The organism is Pseudomonas sp. Sample_14, assembly GCF_004307515.1.
Taxonomy (GTDB): Bacteria; Pseudomonadota; Gammaproteobacteria; order Pseudomonadales; family Pseudomonadaceae; genus Aquipseudomonas; species Aquipseudomonas atacamensis.
Genome location: NZ_RCOC01000038.1, coordinates 39,940 through 61,848 on the forward strand (window position 1 = coordinate 39,940; position 21,909 = coordinate 61,848).

At 59.0% G+C, this 21,909-nt stretch carries 24 protein-coding genes; 9 read left to right on the top strand and 15 right to left on the bottom strand.

Annotated elements, in window-relative coordinates; all coding sequences use genetic code 11:
• Positions 1 to 17: 17 nt before the first annotated feature.
• Together bfr and D8U61_RS08945 are read right to left on the bottom strand one after the other, a co-directional pair.
• The gene (gene bfr, locus D8U61_RS08940; protein WP_130926779.1) at positions 18 to 491 is read right to left on the bottom strand and encodes a bacterioferritin; all 474 of its coding nucleotides are present in this window, start codon (positions 489 to 491) and stop codon (positions 18 to 20) included.
• A 200-nt stretch (positions 492 to 691) separates the two neighbouring features.
• The gene (locus D8U61_RS08945) at positions 692 to 910 is read right to left on the bottom strand and encodes a bacterioferritin-associated ferredoxin (RefSeq protein ID WP_003227725.1); all 219 of its coding nucleotides are present in this window, start codon (positions 908 to 910) and stop codon (positions 692 to 694) included.
• A 312-nt stretch (positions 911 to 1,222) separates the two neighbouring features.
• Between D8U61_RS08945 and D8U61_RS08950 the strand changes: the two genes are divergently transcribed.
• Positions 1,223 to 1,825: a peroxiredoxin gene (locus tag D8U61_RS08950; protein ID WP_003227723.1), complete on the top strand. Its 603-nt coding sequence runs from the start codon at positions 1,223 to 1,225 to the stop codon at positions 1,823 to 1,825.
• A 74-nt stretch (positions 1,826 to 1,899) separates the two neighbouring features.
• On the opposite strand, the gene rnt is transcribed toward D8U61_RS08950, so the two are convergent.
• Positions 1,900 to 2,577 carry a ribonuclease T gene (gene rnt / locus D8U61_RS08955; RefSeq protein WP_016773404.1) on the bottom strand — a complete coding sequence of 226 codons (678 nt, stop codon included), beginning with the start codon at positions 2,575 to 2,577 and terminating at the stop codon, positions 1,900 to 1,902.
• Positions 2,574 to 3,620 carry a dihydroorotase gene (gene pyrC / locus D8U61_RS08960; RefSeq protein WP_016773405.1) on the bottom strand — a complete coding sequence of 349 codons (1,047 nt, stop codon included), beginning with the start codon at positions 3,618 to 3,620 and terminating at the stop codon, positions 2,574 to 2,576. Before pyrC ends, rnt begins: the two co-directional genes overlap by 4 nt.
• A gap of 160 nt (positions 3,621 to 3,780) precedes the next feature.
• On the opposite strand from pyrC, the gene D8U61_RS08965 reads away from it, so the two are divergent.
• Both D8U61_RS08965 and D8U61_RS08970 read left to right on the top strand, forming a co-directional pair.
• Positions 3,781 to 4,695, top strand: coding sequence for an OmpA family protein (locus tag D8U61_RS08965; RefSeq protein WP_130926780.1), 915 nt, complete (start codon positions 3,781 to 3,783; stop codon positions 4,693 to 4,695).
• A gap of 129 nt (positions 4,696 to 4,824) precedes the next feature.
• Positions 4,825 to 6,042: an argininosuccinate synthase gene (locus tag D8U61_RS08970; RefSeq protein ID WP_011335737.1), complete on the top strand. Its 1,218-nt coding sequence runs from the start codon at positions 4,825 to 4,827 to the stop codon at positions 6,040 to 6,042.
• A gap of 124 nt (positions 6,043 to 6,166) precedes the next feature.
• Here the strand turns inward: D8U61_RS08970 and D8U61_RS08975 are convergent, their stop codons facing one another.
• Complete coding sequence (locus D8U61_RS08975; protein WP_110646234.1) at positions 6,167 to 6,880, bottom strand: hypothetical protein; 714 nt, start codon at positions 6,878 to 6,880, stop codon at positions 6,167 to 6,169.
• A 432-nt stretch (positions 6,881 to 7,312) separates the two neighbouring features.
• On the opposite strand from D8U61_RS08975, the gene D8U61_RS08980 reads away from it, so the two are divergent.
• Positions 7,313 to 7,939 (top strand): response regulator transcription factor, encoded by a 627-nt coding sequence (locus tag D8U61_RS08980; protein ID WP_016773408.1) that lies wholly within the window; start codon positions 7,313 to 7,315, stop codon positions 7,937 to 7,939.
• Positions 7,940 to 8,027: 88 nt separating this feature from the next.
• On the opposite strand, the gene D8U61_RS08985 is transcribed toward D8U61_RS08980, so the two are convergent.
• From D8U61_RS08985 to metG, 8 genes are all read right to left on the bottom strand, one after another.
• Entirely contained in the window at positions 8,028 to 8,207 is a 180-nt protein-coding gene (locus D8U61_RS08985; RefSeq protein WP_125925647.1) for a hypothetical protein, read from the bottom strand.
• Between the two features lie 107 nt (positions 8,208 to 8,314).
• Positions 8,315 to 8,953 carry an endonuclease III gene (nth, locus tag D8U61_RS08990; RefSeq protein WP_016773410.1) on the bottom strand — a complete coding sequence of 213 codons (639 nt, stop codon included), beginning with the start codon at positions 8,951 to 8,953 and terminating at the stop codon, positions 8,315 to 8,317.
• Complete coding sequence (locus D8U61_RS08995) at positions 8,950 to 9,522, bottom strand: Rnf-Nqr domain containing protein (RefSeq protein ID WP_130926781.1); 573 nt, start codon at positions 9,520 to 9,522, stop codon at positions 8,950 to 8,952. The genes nth and D8U61_RS08995 overlap by 4 nt, the downstream gene beginning before the upstream one ends.
• Entirely contained in the window at positions 9,519 to 10,124 is a 606-nt protein-coding gene (locus tag D8U61_RS09000; protein ID WP_125925645.1) for an RnfABCDGE type electron transport complex subunit G, read from the bottom strand. The genes D8U61_RS08995 and D8U61_RS09000 overlap by 4 nt, the downstream gene beginning before the upstream one ends.
• Positions 10,121 to 11,104: an RnfABCDGE type electron transport complex subunit D gene (locus D8U61_RS09005; RefSeq protein ID WP_125925644.1), complete on the bottom strand. Its 984-nt coding sequence runs from the start codon at positions 11,102 to 11,104 to the stop codon at positions 10,121 to 10,123. The genes D8U61_RS09000 and D8U61_RS09005 overlap by 4 nt, the downstream gene beginning before the upstream one ends.
• On the bottom strand, positions 11,091 to 12,095 hold the full coding sequence (gene rsxB / locus D8U61_RS09010; RefSeq protein WP_125925643.1) for an electron transport complex subunit RsxB: 1,005 nt from the start codon (positions 12,093 to 12,095) through the stop codon (positions 11,091 to 11,093). Before rsxB ends, D8U61_RS09005 begins: the two co-directional genes overlap by 14 nt.
• Positions 12,092 to 12,661, bottom strand: coding sequence for an Rnf-Nqr domain containing protein (locus tag D8U61_RS09015; protein WP_125925642.1), 570 nt, complete (start codon positions 12,659 to 12,661; stop codon positions 12,092 to 12,094). Before D8U61_RS09015 ends, rsxB begins: the two co-directional genes overlap by 4 nt.
• 114 nt (positions 12,662 to 12,775) lie before the next feature.
• Entirely contained in the window at positions 12,776 to 14,827 is a 2,052-nt protein-coding gene (gene metG, locus D8U61_RS09020) for a methionine--tRNA ligase (protein ID WP_130926782.1), read from the bottom strand.
• A gap of 319 nt (positions 14,828 to 15,146) precedes the next feature.
• Here metG and apbC point away from each other — a divergent pair, with 319 nt between their 5' ends.
• Entirely contained in the window at positions 15,147 to 16,241 is a 1,095-nt protein-coding gene (gene apbC, locus D8U61_RS09025; protein WP_130926783.1) for an iron-sulfur cluster carrier protein ApbC, read from the top strand.
• 126 nt (positions 16,242 to 16,367) lie between these two features.
• Here the strand turns inward: apbC and D8U61_RS09035 are convergent, their stop codons facing one another.
• Positions 16,368 to 17,126 (bottom strand): SDR family oxidoreductase, encoded by a 759-nt coding sequence (locus D8U61_RS09035; RefSeq protein WP_016773416.1) that lies wholly within the window; start codon positions 17,124 to 17,126, stop codon positions 16,368 to 16,370.
• Between the two features lie 163 nt (positions 17,127 to 17,289).
• On the opposite strand from D8U61_RS09035, the gene D8U61_RS09040 reads away from it, so the two are divergent.
• The 4 genes from D8U61_RS09040 (at position 17,290) to groL (ending at position 20,813) form a co-directional block, all read left to right on the top strand.
• A complete protein-coding gene (locus D8U61_RS09040; protein ID WP_016773417.1) occupies positions 17,290 to 18,015 on the top strand; it encodes a HugZ family protein in 726 nt (241 codons plus the stop codon).
• Positions 18,016 to 18,086: 71 nt separating this feature from the next.
• Complete coding sequence (locus tag D8U61_RS09045; protein WP_016773418.1) at positions 18,087 to 18,563, top strand: FxsA family protein; 477 nt, start codon at positions 18,087 to 18,089, stop codon at positions 18,561 to 18,563.
• Positions 18,564 to 18,822: 259 nt separating this feature from the next.
• Positions 18,823 to 19,116 (top strand): co-chaperone GroES, encoded by a 294-nt coding sequence (locus tag D8U61_RS09050; protein WP_007916610.1) that lies wholly within the window; start codon positions 18,823 to 18,825, stop codon positions 19,114 to 19,116.
• Between the two features lie 50 nt (positions 19,117 to 19,166).
• Positions 19,167 to 20,813, top strand: a complete 1,647-nt coding sequence (gene groL / locus D8U61_RS09055) for a chaperonin GroEL (protein ID WP_016773419.1) — start codon at positions 19,167 to 19,169, stop codon at positions 20,811 to 20,813.
• 190 nt (positions 20,814 to 21,003) lie between these two features.
• On the opposite strand, the gene D8U61_RS09060 is transcribed toward groL, so the two are convergent.
• Positions 21,004 to 21,747, bottom strand: coding sequence for a phosphatase PAP2 family protein (locus tag D8U61_RS09060; RefSeq protein WP_125925638.1), 744 nt, complete (start codon positions 21,745 to 21,747; stop codon positions 21,004 to 21,006).
• Positions 21,748 to 21,909 lie beyond the last annotated feature (162 nt).

Below are 21,909 nucleotides of genomic sequence, written 5' to 3' on the forward strand. Positions count from 1 at the left end.
GTTTCACTCGACAGCTCCTACTCTTCGCCCATTTGCGACTGCAGATAGTTTTCCAGGCCGATCTTGTCGATCAGGCCGAGCTGGGTTTCCAGCCAGTCGATGTGTTCTTCTTCCGACTCGAGAATGTCTTCGAGCAGTTCACGGCTGCCGAAGTCGCCAACGGTTTCGCAATGGGCGATGGCGGCTTTCAGGTCGGCGTGGCCGGTCTTCTCGATGCGCAGGTCGCATTCGAGCATCTCGCGGGTGTGCTCGCCGACGTGCAGCTTGCCCAGGTCCTGAACGTTCGGCAGGCCTTCAAGGAACAGGATGCGCTTGATCAGCTTGTCCGCGTGTTTCATCTCGTCGATGGATTCGTGGTATTCGTGCTTGCCGAGCTTGTTCAGACCCCAATCTTCATACATGCGCGCATGCAGGAAGTACTGATTGATCGCGACCAGCTCATTGGCGAGGATCTTGTTGAGATGCTGGATGACTGTAATGTCGCCTTTCATGATCGGAGTCCTGCCCTGTAATAACCGTATATAAGGCGGAGTTTGAGCTTGGCAGTTATAAGTGTCAAACCTAAGTTATTGAATAATAAATGAAAATTAATCGGAATAAGAATGTTTGTGTTCCGCGTCTGGACGCTAAGCAATTGATTTTCAGGCATAAAAAAACCGGACATCTAGTCCGGTTCTTTGAAATGGGGCATTTACGCAGCAGTAAATTCTACCGGGTAAGGGATCGCGGCCTGGGCGGTTTGCAGCTTGGTCAGGGTTTCGCGCACCACTTCCTTGGCAAGGCAGGCGCATTTGCCACACTGGCTGGCGACGCCGGTGGCCTGGCGAACTTCTTTGTAGCTGCAGCAACCTTCATAGATCGCTTCGCGGATCTGTCCGTCGGTGACGCCAGTGCAGAGGCAAACATACATAAGTAAGAACCGTCGCTGGTTGTGACTCAATTGCGATGGATCTTAATGTTAACGAGAATGATTGTCAAAGTGCTTTCGGAACGCTTCCCAGCCAATTTCCCAGCGACTGACGAACGGTATTTTCCAAATGCTCGTCTGACCCCATGAATACGCAGTGGATAACCGAACAGGGAAAATCCGTTACGGACAGGCCAAACACGCAGTGTATGATGGTCGTCCCTTGCGAAGAGGGTTCGTGTCACAGGGCTGTCGCCTGAGGGTGACAGGCTGGCCCGGACCCTGAACTTCAAGTTTCTACACCAGGAGATATCAATGAGCGTACTCGTAGGCAAACAAGCCCCAGACTTCACCGTCCCGGCCGTACTCGGCAATGGCGAGATCGTTGACAGCTTCACCCTGTCCTCGGCCATCAAAGGCAAATACGGCCTGGTGTTCTTCTACCCGCTGGACTTCACCTTCGTCTGCCCGTCCGAGCTGATCGCTCTGGACAACCGCATGGCTGACTTCAAGGCGCGCAACGTTGAAGTGATCGCTGTGTCGATCGACTCGCACTTCACCCACAACGCCTGGCGCAACACTCCAGTGAACAATGGCGGCATCGGCCAGGTGAAATACACCATGGCTGCCGACATGAAGCACGACATCGCCAAGGCATACGACGTTGAATCCGAAGGCGGCGTGGCTTTCCGTGGCGCGTTCCTGATCGACGACAAAGGCGTGGTTCGCTCGCAGATCATCAACGACCTGCCACTGGGCCGTAACATGGAAGAGCTGATCCGTCTGGTCGACGCGCTGCAATTCCACGAAGAGCACGGCGAAGTCTGCCCGGCCAACTGGAAGAAAGGCGACAAAGGCATGAACGCTTCGCCGGAAGGCGTTGCGGCTTACCTGACCGAGAACGCTGCGGCCCTGTAAGGCGCAACGTCGAGGTACAAAAAAACCGGCCCATGTGGCCGGTTTTTTCATGCGCGGGATTTGTTCGCCGACGATCAGTCGTCGAAGTCTTCCCAGCCGCCCATCTGCTTCCAGCGATTGACGATGCCGCAGAACAGCTCAGCTGTCTTTTCGGTGTCGTAACGCGCCGAGTGTGCTTCACGACCGTCGAAATCGATGCCGGCCGCCTGACAGGCTTTCGCCAGCACGGTCTGACCATACGCCAGACCCGCCAGGGTCGCGGTGTCGAAACTGGAGAACGGGTGGAACGGGTTGCGCTTCATGTCCAGGCGCGCAACTGCTGCATTGAGGAAGCCCAGGTCGAAACTGCTGTTGTGCCCGACCAGAATTGCCCGCTTGCAGCCGTTGGCTTTCAGCGCCTTGCGGATGCCACGGAAGATGTCGGTCAGCGCGGTTTCTTCGCTGACGGCCATGCGCAGCGGGTGATCGAGCTTGATCCCGGTGAACTCCAACGCTGCCGCTTCAACGTTGGCGCCTTCGAATGGCTCGACGCGGAAGAAGTAGGTGTGATCCGGGTAGACGAAACCCTTTTCATCCATGGCGATGGTGGTCGCGGCAATCTCCAGCAAGGCATCGGTGGCTGCGTTGAAGCCACCGGTTTCTACGTCGACGACAACCGGCAGGTAGCCGCGAAAACGCGCTGCCATCGGATGACGGGAACCGCCGCCGCCACCTTGACCGTCCAGTTCATCGTCGAAATTGTCTTCACTCACGCGTGTTCCTCCAGCAGGCGCCAGCGCAGTTTTTCACCGGCGCGCAGCGGGATAACGGTCAGCTCGCCAAATGGCAGACTGGTCGGGGCGGTCCATTCTTCACGGACCAGGGTGATGCGATCGGTATTTGCCGGCAGGCCGTAGAAACGCGGGCCGTTGAGGCTGGCGAAGGCTTCGAGCTTGTCCAGCGCGTTACGCTGTTCGAACGCTTCGGCATACATCTCGATGGCGGCGTAAGCGGTGTAGCAACCGGCACAACCGCAGGCGGCTTCCTTGGCGTGCTGGGCGTGGGGCGCCGAGTCGGTGCCGAGGAAGAACTTGGCGCTGCCGCTGGTGGCGGCGTCGAGCAAGGCTTCCTGATGGGTGTTGCGCTTGAGAATCGGCAAGCAGTAGAAGTGCGGCCGAATCCCGCCGACCAGCATGTGGTTGCGGTTGTACAGCAGGTGATGCGCGGTGATGGTCGCGCCGACGTTGGCCGAAGCCTCGTTGACGAACTGCACGGCGTCGCCGGTGGTGATGTGTTCGAACACCACTTTCAGCGTCGGGAAACGCTCGACCACGCGGCGCATGTGCTCGTCGATGAAAATCTTTTCGCGGTCGAATACATCGACGTCGCCACGGGTGACTTCACCGTGGATCAACAGCGGCATGCCGACTTCGGCCATGGCTTCCAGCGCCGGGAAGATCTTGTCGATGCTGGTCACGCCGGAATCGGAGTTGGTGGTCGCGCCGGCCGGGTACAGCTTGGCGGCGTAGACGAAACCGCTGGCCTTGGCCTGACGAATTTCTTCCGGTTGGGTGCGGTCGGTGAGGTACAGCACCATCAACGGCTCGAACTGACTGCCGGCCGGGCGGGCAGCGAGAATGCGCTGACGATAGCCGTCGGCTTCAGCGGCGTTGCGCACCGGCGGTACCAGGTTCGGCATGATGATCGCGCGCCCGAAGGTGCGGGCCACATCGGCAACGGTATTGGTCAACACGGCACCATCGCGAAGATGAATGTGCCAGTCGTCGGGACGCAGCAGGGTCAGGCGGTCGGACATGAGGGGATTCCAGGCGGGTCAAACTGAGGCGAATGCTACCGGAAAAGACTCTTGCAGGCACCCGCTATCAAGTTTTGCCACACGCGTCCGATATCCCGGAGGTATGCCGTAAACATTGTGTGAATCGGTGTTTGTGTTTCACAAGCCAATGGAGCCTCCCGTGCGCCAGCGTTATTTAGCCCTGCTCAGTGTGTTTGCCAGCCTTCCCGCGATGGCGCTGACTTACCAGACCCGTCTGGAGAACATTGAGTGGACGGTCGCCGGCGACCAGTTCGAATGCCGCCTGACCCAGCCGATCACCGATTTCGGCTCGGGCGAGTTCGTGCGCAAGGCCGGTGAGCAGGCGATCTTTCGCCTGAACGCCTACAACGCCATGCTCGGCGGCGGTTCGGCGACCTTGCTCGCTGCCGCTGCACCCTGGCAGCCAGGGCGTGGCGACATCAATCTGGGCTCTGTGCGTCTGGGCAGCGGCACCGTGTTGTTCAACAGCTCGCAATCCCAGGCCGGGGGATTGATCAGCGGTCTGCTGGACGGTCGCAGCCCGGTGGTACGCCGTGCGTCTGGCGATGGCCGCGTCTCCGAAGTGCGTTTGTTGCCGGTGAAATTCAGCAAGGCGTTCAACGACTATCAAGGCTGTGTGGCGAAATTGCTGCCGCAGAATTTCGACCAGATCAAGCAGTCGCAGATCGGCTTCCCCGGCGAAGGCGTTGAGCTGGACCCAGCTGCCAAGGCCAAGCTGCAAGTGATGCTCGAATACATGAAGGCCGACCCGACGGTGAACCACATCGACCTCGACGGCCATTCCGACAACAGCGGCAATCGTCTGACCAACCGCGAATTGTCGCGCCGCCGCGCGCTGGCGGTGGTGGATTTCTTCAAGGCCAACGGCATTCAGGAATCGCAGATCACCGTGCGTTTCCACGGCGAGCAGTATCCGATCGTGCCCAACACCAGCAAGGCCAATCGTGCGAAGAACCGTCGGGTCAACGTGAAACTGTCGCGCGTCGCACCGACTACCGCCCCGGCTCCGGCGCCGCAAGCGAGTACGCCGGCCACGGCCGCAACGACTTCCTGACTCGCCGGTCATCGTCGCGCTCTCGACAGATTCTGTCGCTTTGTCGTCTTAAGCTGTCGCGCCTCTGTAAATTATCGCGTTTGAGCGGTAGACTCCCCGGCTTTCCGTAGAACCCCGTGGAGTGATGGCATGGCGGACGTAAACAAGGTCGTTCTGGCGTATTCCGGCGGCCTGGACACTTCGGTGATCCTCAAGTGGCTGCAGGATACTTATAACTGTGAAGTGGTGACCTTCACCGCTGATCTTGGTCAAGGCGAAGAGGTCGAGCCGGCCCGCGCCAAGGCTCAGGCCATGGGCGTCAAAGAAATCTACATCGACGACCTGCGCGAAGAATTCGTGCGTGATTTCGTGTTCCCGATGTTCCGCGCCAACACCGTTTACGAAGGCGAGTACCTGCTGGGTACTTCCATCGCCCGTCCGCTGATCGCCAAGCGCCTGATCGAAATCGCCAACGAAACCGGCGCCGACGCCATTTCCCATGGCGCCACCGGCAAGGGCAACGACCAGGTGCGTTTCGAACTGGGCGCCTACGCGCTCAAGCCAGGCGTAAAAGTTATTGCCCCTTGGCGCGAGTGGGACCTGCTGTCCCGCGAGAAGCTGATGGACTACGCCGAGAAGCACGCGATCCCGATCGAACGCCACGGCAAGAAAAAATCTCCGTACTCGATGGACGCCAACCTGCTGCACATCTCTTATGAAGGCGGCGTGCTGGAAGATACCTGGACCGAGCACGAAGAAGACATGTGGCGCTGGACCGTCTCCCCGGAGAAGGCTCCCGACACCCCGCAATACCTGGAACTGACCTACCGCAACGGCGACATCGTCGCACTGGACGGCGTCGAAATGACCCCGGCCACCGTACTGGCGACGCTGAACAGGATCGGCGGCGAGCACGGCATCGGTCGTCTCGACATCGTCGAAAACCGTTATGTCGGCATGAAGTCCCGCGGCTGCTACGAAACCCCGGGCGGCACCATCATGCTGCGCGCGCACCGCGCCATCGAATCGATCACTCTGGACCGCGAAGTCGCTCACCTCAAAGACGAGCTGATGCCCAAGTACGCCAGCCTGATCTACACCGGTTACTGGTGGAGCCCTGAGCGTCTGATGCTGCAACAGATGATCGATGCTTCGCAGGTCAACGTGAACGGCGTAGTGCGCCTGAAGCTGTACAAGGGCAACGTCATCGTCACCGGTCGCAAGTCCGACGATTCGCTGTTCGACGCCAACATCGCCACCTTCGAAGAAGATGGCGGCGCTTACAACCAGGCCGACGCGGCGGGCTTCATCAAGCTCAACGCGCTGCGCATGCGCATTGCTGCCAACAAGGGCCGCAAGTTGTTCTAAGCGGCTCAGACCCACGCGCAATAAAAAAGGCGGCCAGTTCAGGGCCGCCTTTTTTTTCGGAATTTTCATCGGGTTCATCAAGCCGTTTCTCTTGTCTGCCCGCTTGCGGGATGTGCCACGCCTGTCAGCTGGTTCGCCCCAGCAGGGTAACTGTCTGTGTGCACAGGTTGTAAACGACACACAGTGTTGCACCTGAGCTTTTCTTCGCCTGTTTGATCTGTTGCAGCGAAGTATGCGCCAGAGAGTCCGAAACATGATTCGACAGAAAAACCAGCACTCGCGGATTTTTTTTACCGGCGCTCCGAAGAGTGTCGAGAATCGCATCGAACTCCCTGGACGCATCAACGTCCCGGGCGTCGATGATGTTCAGTTCGCTTATCAGCGGTGACAGTTTGATCGTCTGCACCACGGGGTTCGCTTGGCCATCGATATCGGTTGGTGGGTCAGGCGCGTTGTGAATCCTGCATGGACGCTGGAATCCGCCGCTCCCAGTGTTGCTGGACACGACGCAGCTGGTTATCTCGAAAGCGCACGATCCATCGGTTTTTCGCAACGGTACTTTTCGTTCGCTGTCGCGTTCCGAATGTTCAGCCGCCTTCAGGAAATTTTTGTCCTTGCCGAAATCCGAGGGCGAGTAGAGTGAGCGGTGGTTGAAGTTCAGCGTGATAAAAAAAAGAAATAACAAGTAAAACGGAAAGCTGATCAGAAACCAGACATAAATCTCCCGGTCCTTGTTGTCGAGAAACGGCAGCGATACCGCCGCTGAAGTTTCCGAGATAATGGCGAATATCGCGATGACGGTCATTGGGTTAGTGATCTTTTTCGTTATCTTGAGCATGATTCAAGTTCTATGCTGTTTGTTTGAGGTTGAATATTTCTATATATAGCAAAAGCCTTCATTGGAGTTTCAGGCTGTTGTTTCAAGTTTTATAGAAGGGCTGCCGGTGCGTCGAATATGCAGTAGCGGCGGTTCGTTACGTCATATGTCGAATCGGCAGCCGGCAAAAGTGGTCCAGGAAATTTCAGATGGCTCGATTGGAATTCGCAGCTGCGTAGGACGTGTGCGCAGTAAACGGAAATTCGCTGCGGTCTTGAAGGACGGGAAGCAGTTGCGATGGATGCGACGGGACCTATTTGTGGGAATTATCCTCAATGCCTGTAGGGAATGTCTCTCGATGCAAATGCGTGTAAAAGTTGCCATCCCTTGAAGCAATTGACTGGGATATCGTGCGTGTTCTAAAAATTCGAACAGCGAAAACTGGACTTGCCCATGAATAAAGTGCTGATCGTGGATGACCACCCCGTCATTCGACTTGCGGTACGTATGCTGATGGAACGGCATGGCTACGAAGTCATTGCAGAAACGGATAATGGCGTTGATGCACTACAAATTGCTCGTGAACAAATACCGGACCTTGTCATTCTGGATATTGGAATACCCAAACTCGATGGACTGGAAGTTATTGCTCGCCTGACTTCCACCGCCATGCCGGTGAAAGTGCTGGTGCTGACTTCCCAGGCTCCCGGACATTTTTCAATGCGTTGCATGCAATCGGGTGCAGCGGGTTATGTGTGCAAGCAGCAGGATCTGACCGAACTGCTGAGTGCGATCAAGGCAGTTCTGTCCGGCTACAGCTATTTCCCCAATCAGGCCCTGCACACTGTGCGTACCAGTCTGGGCAATGCGAGTGAGGCGGACATGGTTGATCGTCTGTCCGGGCGGGAAATGATGGTGTTGCAGCAATTGGCGCGCGGCAAGACCAACAAGGAAATCGCCGACGGCATGTTTTTGAGCAACAAGACTGTAAGCACTTACAAGACTCGCCTGTTGCTGAAACTCAATGCGCGGTCTCTGGTTGATCTGATCGAGTTGGCGCAGCGCAACGGCCTGGTTTGAACGATTCGACAGCTGAGACCGTCATGGGCCGATCAAGCTCGGTTGTCGCAGAAAATGAAAAGCCTCCGCTTCGGGAGGCCTTCAGGTATCACAGATCAAAATCGTAATCGGCCAATTGCCTTTGCAGTCGGCGCTCCTCAAGCAGGTTGTCGATTGTGCGACGCTTGCTGAGGTTGGTCTTCGCCACCTCGACCACCGGTTCGATCTCATCGGCCTCGACGGCAATAAAATCTTCTTCTACATCCAGTTGCTCTTTGTCGGTACTCATGAAGTCAACTCCCGGCTAAGACTGCCTTTGGCGCTCCTTATATCGACATTACTGCGGCGGGTAAAAAAGATTTTTTCAATCGATGGATACGAAAAACCGATGACGGCTCAATCGTCAGAAGTTTTATGTTTGTATTCGCACAGATCTTCGATGCGGCAGCTGCCACAGCGCGGTTTACGCGCCAGGCAAACATAGCGGCCATGCAAAATCAGCCAGTGATGGGAGTCGAGCAGGAATTCTTTCGGTACAAACTTCATCAGCTTCATTTCAACTTCCACCACATTTTTCCCGGGCGCGATGCCGGTGCGATTGCTGACGCGGAAAATGTGCGTGTCGACCGCCATGGTCAATTGACGGAAAGCGGTGTTGAGCACCACGTTGGCGGTCTTGCGCCCGACGCCGGGCAAGGCTTCCAGTTCTTCTCGGGTTTGCGGAACTTCGCCGCCGTGGCGTTCAACCAGCAAACGGCAGGTTTCAATGACGTTCTTCGCTTTGCTGTTGTAGAGGCCAATGGTCTTGATGTACTCCGACAGCCCCTCTACACCCAGCGCATGAATCGCGGCGGGTGTATTGGCGACGGGAAAGAGTTTGGCCGTCGCCTTGTTGACCCCGACATCGGTGGACTGCGCCGAAAGAATCACCGCAATCAGCAGCTCGAACGGCGAAGAGTAGGCCAGTTCGGTTTTCGGCTCGGGATTGTCTTCGTGCAGTCGGCGAAATATCTCAAGACGTTTTGCAGCATTCATGGGCGATGCGTTTCCTTGATGACAGAGTTGCGGGGTGTCCACGCTTGACGTACGGCGAGAAGCAGGCCCAGTAAAACCAAAGCGCCGGGGACCAGCGTAAACAGCTGCAGCCCATCGGGGAACAAAACCAGACCTTGCCAATGCTCCGAAAGGCCTCGGCCAAGGCTGCCATAACCGATGATCTCGCGCAGCCCGCCGACCACCAGCATGAGCGCGCCGAACAAGGCGCAGCGTTTTAAGCTGACAGCGACGGGCTCGCGGAAGGCACCGTGGTATTCAAGCACGACGCAGTGCAAGGCGATCAGCCCTATGTAGAGCTCAGACGTCTGCTGCCATGACAAAAGCCAGCGTTGCGCCATGATGTTTGCGCAACTGGTCAGCGTCGCGGCAAGTATCAGGCTGGCTAGCAACGCACGGGTGCCCGTCAGGCGTTCGCGCAGCGGCGACATGCAAACGGCAAAAACGCCGAGCACCGCGCCGAGCATCAAGGTTATCCCCAGTGCAGCGCTGAGTGTTTGTGTGGCGCCCAATAGCGGCACCAGCATCAATAAACCTACCGTGCGTTTCATGAGCCAGTTCCTAACAGCAACGCCCGATGCTCATCGAAATAACGCAGTGCGTCATGAATCGCGTTGATGGCGGCACGGGAGGTAATGGTCGCGCCAGCGATTTGATCGAACTGCCCCTGATCCTTTTTCAGCGCCCAACCGGCGTCTGTCGGCTCAGTGCGGGATTTGCCGAGGAAGGTCTGAAGCCAGGCATTCGGCCATTCACCGATGTGACCACCCAATCCCGGCGTTTCGCGCTGCTCAAGGGTTTTCACGCCTAGAACTCTGCCGTTTGCATCGATGGCTATCAGCAGTTCCAGAGTGCCTGCGTAACCTTCGCTGCGACTGCGCAACAGCACCGCAACTGTCTGTCCGGAGCGGGTCGCTCGATAGCCGCCTGACAGCGTGCTATGGCGCAAAACAGGCTCGGCGAGCGTCAGCGGTTGCTCCAGCGGCTGATTGTCGTAGAGCGCTGCAGGCATGACATCGAGCAATTGGCGGCTGGCGAGCAAGCGCTGCTCGCTGGCAATCTGCGGTGCACTGCTGCGCTGCAGCACGTATGTCGCGCTCACGCCAACGAGAGCCAGCAGTACAACCGTCACGACACTCACCGAGCGGTTCATGTGCTCACCGGCAGATGGCGGCTGGCGGCGAAGCGCTCCAGCGTCGGCACCAGCAGATTCATCAGCAATACCGCAAACGCGACGCCGTCCGGGTATCCGCCCCATGTGCGAATCAGGTACGTGAGCAGGCCGACCCCGACGCCAAACAACAGGCGGGCGAGGGCGCTTTTCGCGCCGGACACAGGTTCTGTCACGATAAAAAATGCACCGAGCATGGTCGCGCCGCTGAGCAGATGAAACAGCGGCGAACCATGGGAATCCGACCCCGAGCCGTTCCAGCACAACAGGCTGATGAGGAACAGACTGGCGAGCATCCCCACCGGCGCATGCCAGGAAAAGATCCGCCGCTGCAACAGCCACAGACCGCCGAGCAGAAACGCCAGATTCACCCATTCCACACCGCGCCCGCCGAAACGGCCGAAGGCCGGGTTGCTGGCGAACAGCTCATCGATGGTCAGGCTTTTATTGATGCGCAGACTGTCCAGTGCCGTGGCCTGCGCCCAGGCGTCCGGTGCTGGAGTCGGGTTGAAAACCTGATGCAACGCCGAGAGGAAATCGAGGCCATGACCGGGCCAATGGGTCATCGCTTGCGGAAACAGCACCATGCTCAGGGCAAAGCCAAGCATCGCCGGGTTGAACGGATTTCTGCCGACGCCGCCATACAGGTGCTTGCCGAACAACAAGCCTGAAGCGGTCGCCGTGACCGTCAGCCACCAAGGGCAATAAGCCGGCAGCGCAACGGCCAGCAACATTGCACTGACCAGCGCGCTGCCATCACGCAGTGCCGCTTGCACCGCTTGCCGACGCAAATGGGCGACCCCGGCTTCGACGAGCAAAGCACTGGCAACCGCCAACAGCAGATTGATCAACACGCCCCAGCCATACAACCAGAACAAAGCGAGCAGCCCCGGCAGCGCTGCGAGCAGCACGGTATTCATCGCCTGTTGCAGGCGATCGTCCGCTGCCTCAAGGGGTGGCATGGTCTTGCACCCGGCGCTCGGCGTCAGTCACGGCTTGCTCCAGTGCTGCGATCTGCTCCGGCGCAGCCTCCGCTGCCTGGGCTTTTTTCAACTCGGCGCGGCGCATGGCCAGTTGAATCTTCGCCCGTTTCAACTCCGCGTCGTTGCTCGGAGCAGGGACGGCGGGAATCACCGGTTGGCTGCTTTCCAGATTCGCCAGCGCGTGCTCGGCGGCTTCGAATTGTTGCTGCAGGACGATCAATTGCGACTGCTGCTCGAATGTCGGCGGATGACCGAAGGCTTTCAGCGATTTGTGCAGTTGCGCTCGACTCATCGCCACATCGACCTTGGCCTTCTTCAGCGCCGCATCGGCGTTCGCGGCTTTTTGCGCACGCACCCGCTCCAGCGCAGCCTGCACCGGGTCGGCGGTCGAGACTTGCGGTTGTGCCGCACGCGCGGCTCGCGCTTCACGTTCGGCCTGCTTTTGCTGTTCTTCACGCAGCAGGCGCTGGTTGCGGCGCTCGAAACGCTGGCGCGCGTGGTCACGTTTGATCGCGCGGGCGCGCTGTTCTTCAAGATCGAATGCGAGACCGCCAACCACTGGGATCGTGTTCGCAGGCAAAGGATGCATTTCGATGCAGTCGACCGGGCACGGCGCAACGCACAGATCACAACCGGTGCACTCGTCGATCAGCACCGTGTGCATGAGTTTTGCCGCGCCGACGATGGCGTCGACCGGGCAGGCCTGAATGCACTTGGTGCAGCCGATGCATTCGGCCTCGCGGATGAAGGCGACTTGCGGCGGTGCCGGGCCACGGCTGATGTCCAGCTCCAGGACCGGTATTTTCAACAGCTCGGCCAGGGCAGCGATGGTTTCTTCGCCGCCCGGCGGGCACTTGTTGATCGGCTCACCGTCAACAATGCCTTGCGCATAGGGTTTGCATCCGGGATGGCCGCACTTGCCGCATTGGGTCTGCGGCAGCAGGGCATCGATGCGTTGAAGCAGACTCATGTTTTGATCAATCCACTGAATCCGAGAAAAATCACTGCGATCAGTCCGGCGCTGATCAGATCGATCGGCAGGCCGCGAAAGGGCAGGGGAATATCGTTGTCGACCGTGCGCTCGCGCAGATCGCAGAACACGCTCAACACCAGCCAGAAACCCAGCCCGGCGCCGAAACTCAATGCTGTCGCGTGCAGCAGGCCTTGATCATTTTGCGCATTGATCAACGCCAGCCCGAGTACGCCGGCATTGCCGAGCAGCAGCGGCCACAATCCGTCGAACGGCCAATCCGGCAGCCCGCGCGTCAGCAGTTTCAGTAGCGGCGCGATCATCAACACACTCAGCGGCAGAAACACGAACAGGCGCAGCGCTTCAAGCTGCAACGGCAGCAGTATCCACTGCCAGATCGCCTGACCGATAACGCCGACCACCACCATCAGGCACAACGTCGCCAATCCCAGCGCATGCACCTGGCGACGGCTGCCCGCCAGCAGCGGAGCGACGCCCAGCGGCCAGTGCAACACGAAGTTGTTGAGCAGCGCAGCACTGATCAGCGTTAACACGAGTTCGGTCATGGTTCTGCCAGCGAAACGGGCGGGTGTCTCTTAAGGGTAGGCACTATCGGGCCAGATATGAAAAATCCCACCGGCATGCAGAGCACGTCGGTGGGATCGTTTTATCGCAACGTCTTACTTGATGCGCTGACCCGGCTTGGCGCCGCTGTCAGGGCTCAGCAGGTAGATCTCTTCACCGCCGGGACCGGCTGCCATCACCATGCCTTCGGAAATACCGAACTTCATTTTCCGTGGCTTGAGGTTGGCGATCATCATGGTCAGGCGACCGTCGAGCTTGGACGGGTCCGGATACGCGCTCTTGATCCCGGAGAACACGTTGCGTTGCTCGTCACCGATGTCGAGGGTCAGGCGCAGCAGCTTGTCCGCGCCTTCGACGTGTTCGGCCTTGACGATCAAAGCGACGCGCAAATCGATGGCGGCAAAGGCGTCGAAATCGATTTCCGGCGACAGCGGATCCTTGGCCAGTTCGCCGTTGCCTGCAGGGGCGGCTGCGCCAGTGTCGGTCTGGCTGGCGGTCAGGTCTTCCTTGGAGGCGTCGGTCATGGCTTGCACTTTTACCGGGTCGATGCGGGTCATCAACGGTTTGAATTCGTTGAGCTGGTGGTTGGCCAGCAGGGTGGTGTGGTCATTCCAGGTCAGCGGCGCGACGTTGAGGAACGCCTCGGCATCAGCGGCCAGCAGCGGCAGTACCGGTTTGAGGAAGATCACCAACTGGCGGAACAGGTTGATGCCGGTGGCGCAGATCGCCTGGACTTCATCCTGCTTGCCTTCCTGCTTGTTCAACGACCACGGCGCCTTGTCGGCGATCCACGCGTTGGCGCGGTCAGCCAGGGCCATGGTTTCACGCATGGCGCGGGCGAAGTCGCGGGCCTCGTAAGCGTCGGCAATGCTCGGCGCGGCGGCGAGGAAGGCCTCGGTCAGCTCCGGCGCGGCATTGTTGTCGACCAGCAGGCCGCCGTTGCCTTTGTGGATAAATCCGGCGCAACGGCTGGCGATGTTGACCACTTTGCCGACCAGGTCGGAGTTGACCTTCTGCACGAAGTCTTCGAGGTTCAGATCGAGGTCATCGACGCCACGGCCCAGCTTGGCTGCGTAGTAATAGCGCAGGTATTCCGGCGATAGATGATCGAGATAAGTGCGGGCCTTGATGAACGTGCCGCGCGACTTGGACATTTTCTGACCATTGACGGTCAGGTAGCCGTGCACGTTGATGCCGGTCGGCTTGCGGTAGCCGGCGCCTTCGAGCATGGCTGGCCAGAACAGCGCGTGGAAATTGACGATGTCCTTGCCGATGAAGTGGTACAGCTCGGCAGTCGAGTCCTTGCCCCAGAACGCGTCGAAGTCCAGCTCCGGCGTGCGGTTGCAGAGGTTCTTGAAGCTGGCCATGTAGCCGATCGGTGCATCCAGCCAGACGTAGAAATACTTGCCCGGTTCGCCCGGAATCTCGAAACCGAAATACGGCGCATCGCGGGAAATGTCCCACTGCTGCAGGCCGGCGTCCAGCCATTCGGCGATCTTGTTGGCCACGGCGTCCTGCAGGGTGCCGCTGCGTGTCCAGGCCTGGAGCATTTCCTGGAAATCCGGCAGCTTGAAGAAGAAGTGCTGGGAATCCTTGAGCACCGGGGTGGCGCCGGAGATCGCCGACTTCGGATCCTTCAGGTCGGTCGGTGCGTAGGTCGCGCCGCATTTTTCGCAGTTGTCGCCGTACTGGTCTTCGGTGCCGCATTTCGGGCAGGTGCCCTTGATGAAGCGGTCGGCCAGGAACATTTTCTTTTCCGGGTCGAAATACTGCGTGATCGAACGCTGGGCGATGTGCCCGGCGTCACGCAGCTTGAGGTAGATCTGGCTCGACAGCTCACGGTTTTCTTCGGCGTGAGTGGAATGGAAATTGTCGAAATCGACGAGGAAGTCGGCAAAGTCGGCGCTGTGTTCAGCCTGCACGTTGGCGATCAGTTGTTCCGGGGTGATGCCTTCCTTTTCCGCGCGCAGCATGATCGCCGAACCGTGGGCGTCGTCGGCGCAGACATAGATGCATTGGTTGCCGCGATGCTTCTGGAAGCGCACCCACATATCGGTCTGGATGTATTCCAGCATATGGCCGAGGTGGATCGAACCATTGGCATAGGGCAGGGCGCTGGTGACGAGGATCTTGTGTGGCTCGGACATGGGGCTCGGCTACTTGATGAAACGGAGGTCGGCCACTATAAAGCGCCGGCGCATATTTTTCACCCCTGCGCCACTGGGTACTTTGAGAGCTCGTGTGGTGAGGGGATTTATCCCCGTTCGGCTGCGCAGCAGTCGTGGATATCGTTACACACGCAGCTCCTGACGTACCGGGGCGGAAGTTTTGGGGCGGCTGCGCAGCCGAACGGGGATAAGTCCCCTCACCACAGTGGCTTTTCAGCGCAAGTAATCTGTTCGCCTCAAATCGGTGTCCAGCGTACGATAGCCGCCATCTTTTCCAGTCTTGTTATCGGAGTTGCCCATGAGCGCCGTCACTCGCGCAGCGGTGGAAGCCGTCCTCAGCCAATACACCGACCCTTACCTGAACCAGGACCCGGTCAGCGCCGGTTGCGTGAAAAACATCGAGATCATCGGTGACCGCGTCAATGTGCAGCTGGAAATCGGCTACGCCGCCGGTTTGTTCAAGAGCGGCTGGGCGCAATTGCTGCAACTGGCCATCGAAAACCTTGACGGCGTGGTCATCGCCCGTATCGAGGTCACCAGCGTGATCGCCGCGCACAAGGCCCAGGCGCAGATTCCCGGGCTGGCCAACGTCAAGAACGTCGTCGCCGTCGCTTCCGGCAAGGGCGGCGTGGGCAAATCCACTACCGCTGCCAACCTCGCGCTGGCGCTGGCCCGGGAAGGTGCCAAGGTCGGCATCCTCGACGCCGATATCTACGGCCCGAGCCAGGGCATCATGTTCGGCATTCCCGAACGCACCCGGCCCGAGGTCAAGGATCAGAAATGGTTCGTGCCGCTCAAGGCCCACGGTGTGGAAGTCATGTCGATGGCGTTCCTGACCGACGACAACACGCCGATGGTCTGGCGCGGGCCGATGGTTTCCGGGGCGCTGCTGCAACTGGTCACGCAAACCGCGTGGGGGGATCTGGATTATCTGGTCATCGACATGCCGCCAGGCACCGGCGACATCCAGCTGACCCTGGCGCAGAAAGTCCCGGTGGCGGGGGCGGTGATCGTCACTACGCCGCAGGACCTGGCACTGCTCGATGCGCGCAAAGGCGTGGAAATGTTCCGCAAGGTCAACATTCCGGTGCTGGGCGTGGTGGAAAACATGGCCGTGCACATCTGCTCGAACTGCGGGCATGCCGAGCATCTGTTCGGTGAAGGCGGCGGCGAGAAACTGGCCACCCAGTACGGCGTCGAACTGCTTGCCTCGCTGCCGCTCTCGATGCTGATCCGCGAACAGGCCGATGGCGGCAAGCCAACCGTGATCGCCGAGCCGGACAGCCAGATCGCCATGGTCTATCAGGAACTGGCCCGCCACGTCGGTGCGCGCATTGTCTTGCAGGAAGCGGCCACGCCGGCGATGCCGAATATCACCATCAGCGACGATTGAATAAACGCTGGATGAAAATGTGGGAGCGAGCCTGCTCGCGAAGAGGGAGTGTCAGTCAACGAAGATGTTGGCTGACCCACCGCTTTCGCGAGCAGGCTCGCTCCCACATTTGTTTCAGGGTGACAGTCAGATCCGCAAGCCGCCATCCATCTCCAGAATCCGCCCGGTGTAGTAGTCGTTCTCGAAGATATACGCCGCCGAATGGGCGATTTCTTCCGGCTTGCCCATGCGCTTGAGCGGAATGCCCGACGTCATCTTTTCCAGCGCTTCCGGCTTCATGCCCAAAGTCATTTCGGTTTCGATGAAGCCCGGCGCGATGCCCGCCACGCGAATGCCGTAACGCGCCAGCTCCTTCGCCCAGGTCACGGTCGCCGCCGCGACGCCGGCCTTGGCTGCGGAATAGTTGGTCTGGCCGACGTTGCCCGCACGGGAGATCGACGAAATGTTGATGATCGCACCGCTGTTCTTCAGCTCGACCATTTTCGCTGCGACTTCACGGGTGCAGAGGAACACGCCGGTGAGGTTGACGTCGATCACCGCCTGCCACTGCGCCAGGCTCATCTTGGTCATCTCACCGTCCTTGACCTTCAGCAACAGACCATCGCGCAGGATCCCGGCGTTGTTGATAAGGCCGTGAATGGCGCCGAAGTCTTCCGCCACTTGCGCAACCATGTGCTCGACCTGTTCTTCATTGGCCACATTGCACAGGTAGCTGCGCGCTTCGACACCCTTGGCTTTGCAGGCGGCCACGGCGTCGTCGAGTTTTTCCTGATTCAGATCGACCAGGGCCAGCTTCGCGCCCTTGCCGGCGAAATACTCGGCCATGGAACGGCCCAAACCCTGGCAACCGCCGGTGATAATGATTACTTTGTCGTTGAGTTGCATTCGCATGTCCCGCTGGCAGGTCTGAGTTGTTTTTGTTGTCGGCAACGCTCGATCGGCACCGGTCAGGCCTGGTTGCACACGAACATTTGCCCGATGCGCGCCGGTTACTTTTCGCTGCGCGCCTGTCCGTTTTCTAGACGGAACCCATTTAAGGAGTCACAAATTGAGCGCTGAAGTGGCGAAGAATGCCCGAGAATTGCTTCTCAAGGAATACCGTGGAGTGCTGTCGACCCACTCCAAGTCGATGCCGGGTTTTCCCTTTGGCTCGGTTGTGCCGTATTGCCTGGACGAGCAGGGTCGGCCGCTGATCCTGATCAGCCGCATCGCGCAGCACACGCATAACCTGCAGAAAGATCCGAAGTGCTCGATGCTGGTGGGCGAGCGCGAGGCCGACGACGTGCAGGCGGTCGGGCGGCTGACCTATCTGGCCCAAGCGCAGAAACTCGAAGACCCGGCCGCGATCGAGGCTGCCGCCGAGCGTTATTACCGCTATTTCCCCGACTCGCAGAATTATCACCAGGCCCACGATTTCGATTTCTGGGTGCTCGATCCGGTGCGCCATCGCTACATCGGCGGCTTTGGTGCGATCCACTGGATCGACGATCTGACCTTGGCCAACCCGTTCGCCGGCAAGGCGGAAATCAGCATGGTCGAGCACATGAACAGCGACCACGCCAAGGCCATCGCCCATTACGTCGAGCTGGCCGGGCTGCCGAACAGTGTGCCGGCGCAACTGGCCGGCATCGACAGCGAGGGCATGCACCTGCGCATCGGTCAGGCCGTCTACTGGTTGCCCTTCGCGGCGCCATGTAATACGCCGACACAAGTGCGCGAGGCCTTGGTTTCTCTGGCTCACGCCCAGTCCTGGCCGAAAAAAGCGCAAAGTTAAGCTTGAATTCACGCAAGGGCGACGTCATCTAAGGCTTACTGCAAGGCATTTCTTGCGTTGAGGAAACTTTGATGCGCCCTTTTCTGTTGCTCTTTCTGCTGTTTCCAGTGCTGGAGCTGTTCGTATTCGTCAAAGTGGCAGGCTCTATCGGGTTCTTCCCGGCCCTGCTGCTGATCATTCTCGGCTCGATGTTCGGTGTGTTCGTGCTGCGCGTCGCCGGTCTGGCCACCGCATTGCGTGCCCGGGAGAGCCTGAATCGCGGCGAATTGCCCGCGCAGACCATGCTCGAAGGCCTGATGCTGGCACTGGCCGGCGGCCTGTTGATCATTCCCGGCTTCATCAGTGATGTGGTCGGTCTGGTGATGCTGTTGCCGGTCACCCGTCGTCTGCTGGCGAACAAGATGCGCCAGCGTGCTGAAGACCAGGCGATGCGCCAGCGTGCCTTCGCCGACGACCTGCAACCCCGTGGCGGCCCGGCCCCGCGCGAGCCGCTCGGTCGAGAGCCGAATGTGATCGAAGGCGAGTTCGAACACCGCGACAACAAGTGATATCAGCATCGACACGGCACCTGCGGGTGCCGTGCTTGTTTATGGCTGTTATTTACCGTGTCTGGATGAAAAATTTTTTCCGTCAGCCCTTGTAATCGGCTTGTACGCCCCTATGTATCGGTCACCGAAAGGTTTCTGGTATTCAAACCGGACAGACTTGCGCGGTTCGCTCGACGGACCGCAACCGGCGCAGGCCGGATTCGTTAAACCCGCCGGGACTACACCGGCCGATGAAAACCACAATTAGGAGAGATCGACAATGAAGCTTCGTCCTCTGCATGACCGCGTCGTCATCCGTCGCAGCGAAGAAGAAAAGAAAACCGCTGGCGGTATCGTCCTGCCAGGTTCGGCTGCTGAAAAAGCCAACCACGGTGTGATTCTCGCTGTAGGCCCGGGCAAAGCTCTGGAAAACGGTGAAGTGCGTGCACTGTCCGTGAAGGAAGGCGACAAGGTTGTGTTCGGTCCTTACTCCGGCAGCAACACTGTGAAAGTCGATGGCGAAGACCTGCTGGTAATGAGCGAGAACGAAATCCTCGCGGTTATCGAAGGCTGATATCCCCGTTCATTTTCCCGCTACTACAAAGTATTTAAGGAATATCGATCATGGCTGCTAAAGAAGTTAAGTTCGGCGATGCCGCCCGTACCAAGATGCTCAAAGGCGTCAACGTTCTGGCTGACGCGGTAAAAGCGACCCTGGGCCCGAAAGGCCGTAACGTGGTTATCGAGAAGAGCTTCGGCGCTCCGACCATCACCAAGGACGGCGTTTCCGTCGCCAAAGAAATCGAACTGGATGACCGCTTCGAAAACATGGGCGCGCAGCTGGTCAAAGACGTTGCCTCCCGTGCCAACGATGACGCTGGTGACGGTACTACCACCGCTACCGTTCTGGCTCAGTCGATCGTCAACGAAGGCCTGAAAGCCGTCGCTGCCGGCATGAACCCGATGGACCTGAAACGCGGTATCGACAAGGCGACCATCGCCATTGTCAAAGAGCTCAAAGCCCTGTCCAAGCCATGCGCTGACTTCAAAGCCATCGCTCAGGTCGGCACCATCTCGGCCAACTCCGACAACTCCATCGGCGACATCATTGCCGAAGCCATGGAAAAAGTCGGTAAAGAAGGCGTGATCACCGTTGAAGAAGGCTCGGGCCTGGAAAACGAACTGTCGGTTGTAGAAGGCATGCAGTTCGACCGTGGCTACCTGTCGCCATACTTCGTCAACAAGCCGGACACCATGGTTGCCGAGCTCGACGGCCCGCTGATCCTGCTGGTCGACAAGAAGATCTCGAACATCCGCGAAATGCTGCCAGTGCTGGAAGCCGTTGCCAAAGCCGGCCGCCCACTGCTGATCGTGGCCGAAGACGTTGAAGGCGAAGCCCTGGCGACTCTGGTTGTGAATAACATGCGTGGCATCGTCAAAGTCGCTGCCGTCAAGGCACCGGGCTTCGGCGACCGTCGCAAGGCCATGCTGCAGGACATCGCTGTTCTGACCGGCGGCACCGTTATCTCCGAAGAGATCGGTCTGAGCCTGGAAAGCACCACTCTGGAGCACCTGGGTAACGCCAAGCGCGTGACCCTGTCCAAGGAAAACACCATCATCGTTGACGGTGCTGGCGTGCAGGCAGACATCGAAGGCCGTATCGCTCAGATCCGCGCCCAGGTTGCCGAAACTTCCTCGGACTACGACCGTGAAAAACTGCAAGAGCGTCTGGCCAAGCTGTCCGGCGGCGTTGCAGTGATCAAGGTTGGCGCTGGTTCCGAAGTTGAAATGAAAGAGAAGAAAGCCCGCGTTGAAGACGCCCTGCACGCAACCCGCGCAGCCGTTGAAGAAGGCGTGGTACCTGGCGGTGGCGTGGCGCTGATCCGTGCTCTGGAAGCACTGACCGAGCTGACCGGCGACAACGCTGACCAGAACGTCGGTATCGCTGTGCTGCGTCGCGCTGTTGAAGCGCCGCTGCGTCAGATCGCTGCCAACTCCGGTGACGAGCCAAGCGTAGTCGTCAACGAAGTGAAGAACGGCAAAGGTAACTTCGGTTACAACGCTGCTTCCGGCGAATACGGCGACATGATCGAAATGGGCATCCTGGACCCAACCAAGGTAACCCGTTCGGCTCTGCAAGCTGCAGCCTCCATCGGCGGTCTGATCCTGACCACCGAAGCAGCGGTTGCCGACGCACCGAAGAAAGAAGGTGCAGCTGGCGGCGGTATGCCAGACATGGGCGGCATGGGTGGCATGGGCGGCATGATGTAAGCCAGCCCTGGCCCTGTAACGCAAAACCCCGCTGGCGAAAGTCAGCGGGGTTTTTTATTGCCCCAATTTCGAAGCTCACTGGTATCCCCCTGTGGGAGCGAGCCTGCTCGCGAAAGCGGTCTGTCATCCGACATGCAAGCCAGTTGAGCCGCCAATTCGCGAGCAGGCTCGCTCCCACAGGTTGTTTATTTCAGGCGTTGATCGGCTGTGTGTTCATCGCCGTCGAAGTCTTGCCAGCCGGGCGATACAGCACCCAGTAATAAGCCCCCAGGCAAATCAGCCAGCAGAAAATCGCCGTCCACACGTTGTGCGAAAAGAAGTGCGCGCCCTGCATCATGCGGCTGATCGAGAACACCGAGCCCAGCGCAAAGGCAAATACAAACGCCTGCCGTGCCAGTCGCGGGCGGCGGTCGCGCAACACGAAGAACAGTGCAAACAGGGTGAACCCGGTTGCCGCATGGCCACCCGGCCAGCAACGTCCCGGCTTGTCCGTGGCGGGGCGATGCTCCATCAGTTTGCTGTAGGTCTCGTGACCGCCGAATTGCTCCAGGCTCCACGGGCATTGCACGGCAGTGACGGCTTTGACCGGAGTGACAAACGAAGTCGCCAGCCCCAGCGACAGCACCAGGCAACCGAGTTCGCGCTTGAACGGTTTCAGCCGGTCGATGAAAAACGCGCCGATGAAACCCAGAATGGCAAACACCGAAAAGCCGATCACCAGCTGCTTCGCGCGGTCATGCAGGATGTCTTCAAGAAAGTAGCTGTGCCGTCCGATGAAATCCCCGGCCACCGGGTCGTAGAACATTTGCGCCAGAACCATGTCCAGATCGGTCAGTTCGAGCAACAGCAGAATGATCGCCGCCGCTGCGGGAATGCCCAGACACAACCACCAGTTCAGCGGTCTTGAAGCGGGAAGGGCAGAGGTCGACACCATGGCAGGTTCCTTGGTCGATGAACGGAGGAGAGAGCGTAATCGCGCGGAGTCTGCGCGCGCTCGCGTCGGCGATTTGTTAACCGAAAGTGAAAAAAACGTCGCAGCGCACGCAGTGCAGGTTTATCGAAAAACGCCCCTAGCCCTCAGCCACACTTGGCCGTA

What these genes read in the sequence shown, in the direction of transcription:
- bfr (WP_130926779.1), bottom strand. Translation starts at nt 491, where the DNA reads ATGAAAGGCGACATTACAGTCATCCAGCATCTCAACAAGATCCTCGCC.
- D8U61_RS08945 (WP_003227725.1), bottom strand. Translation starts at nt 910, where the DNA reads ATGTATGTTTGCCTCTGCACTGGCGTCACCGACGGACAGATCCGCGAA.
- D8U61_RS08950 (WP_003227723.1), top strand. Translation starts at nt 1,223, where the DNA reads ATGAGCGTACTCGTAGGCAAACAAGCCCCAGACTTCACCGTCCCGGCC.
- pyrC (WP_016773405.1), bottom strand. Translation starts at nt 3,620, where the DNA reads ATGTCCGACCGCCTGACCCTGCTGCGTCCCGACGACTGGCACATTCAT.
- D8U61_RS08970 (WP_011335737.1), top strand. Translation starts at nt 4,825, where the DNA reads ATGGCGGACGTAAACAAGGTCGTTCTGGCGTATTCCGGCGGCCTGGAC.
- D8U61_RS08975 (WP_110646234.1), bottom strand. Translation starts at nt 6,880, where the DNA reads ATGCTCAAGATAACGAAAAAGATCACTAACCCAATGACCGTCATCGCG.
- D8U61_RS08980 (WP_016773408.1), top strand. Translation starts at nt 7,313, where the DNA reads ATGAATAAAGTGCTGATCGTGGATGACCACCCCGTCATTCGACTTGCG.
- D8U61_RS08985 (WP_125925647.1), bottom strand. Translation starts at nt 8,207, where the DNA reads ATGAGTACCGACAAAGAGCAACTGGATGTAGAAGAAGATTTTATTGCC.
- nth (WP_016773410.1), bottom strand. Translation starts at nt 8,953, where the DNA reads ATGAATGCTGCAAAACGTCTTGAGATATTTCGCCGACTGCACGAAGAC.
- D8U61_RS08995 (WP_130926781.1), bottom strand. Translation starts at nt 9,522, where the DNA reads ATGAAACGCACGGTAGGTTTATTGATGCTGGTGCCGCTATTGGGCGCC.
- D8U61_RS09000 (WP_125925645.1), bottom strand. Translation starts at nt 10,124, where the DNA reads ATGAACCGCTCGGTGAGTGTCGTGACGGTTGTACTGCTGGCTCTCGTT.
- D8U61_RS09005 (WP_125925644.1), bottom strand. Translation starts at nt 11,104, where the DNA reads ATGCCACCCCTTGAGGCAGCGGACGATCGCCTGCAACAGGCGATGAAT.
- rsxB (WP_125925643.1), bottom strand. Translation starts at nt 12,095, where the DNA reads ATGAGTCTGCTTCAACGCATCGATGCCCTGCTGCCGCAGACCCAATGC.
- D8U61_RS09015 (WP_125925642.1), bottom strand. Translation starts at nt 12,661, where the DNA reads ATGACCGAACTCGTGTTAACGCTGATCAGTGCTGCGCTGCTCAACAAC.
- metG (WP_130926782.1), bottom strand. Translation starts at nt 14,827, where the DNA reads ATGTCCGAGCCACACAAGATCCTCGTCACCAGCGCCCTGCCCTATGCC.
- apbC (WP_130926783.1), top strand. Translation starts at nt 15,147, where the DNA reads ATGAGCGCCGTCACTCGCGCAGCGGTGGAAGCCGTCCTCAGCCAATAC.
- D8U61_RS09035 (WP_016773416.1), bottom strand. Translation starts at nt 17,126, where the DNA reads ATGCAACTCAACGACAAAGTAATCATTATCACCGGCGGTTGCCAGGGT.
- D8U61_RS09045 (WP_016773418.1), top strand. Translation starts at nt 18,087, where the DNA reads ATGCGCCCTTTTCTGTTGCTCTTTCTGCTGTTTCCAGTGCTGGAGCTG.
- D8U61_RS09050 (WP_007916610.1), top strand. Translation starts at nt 18,823, where the DNA reads ATGAAGCTTCGTCCTCTGCATGACCGCGTCGTCATCCGTCGCAGCGAA.
- groL (WP_016773419.1), top strand. Translation starts at nt 19,167, where the DNA reads ATGGCTGCTAAAGAAGTTAAGTTCGGCGATGCCGCCCGTACCAAGATG.
- D8U61_RS09060 (WP_125925638.1), bottom strand. Translation starts at nt 21,747, where the DNA reads ATGGTGTCGACCTCTGCCCTTCCCGCTTCAAGACCGCTGAACTGGTGG.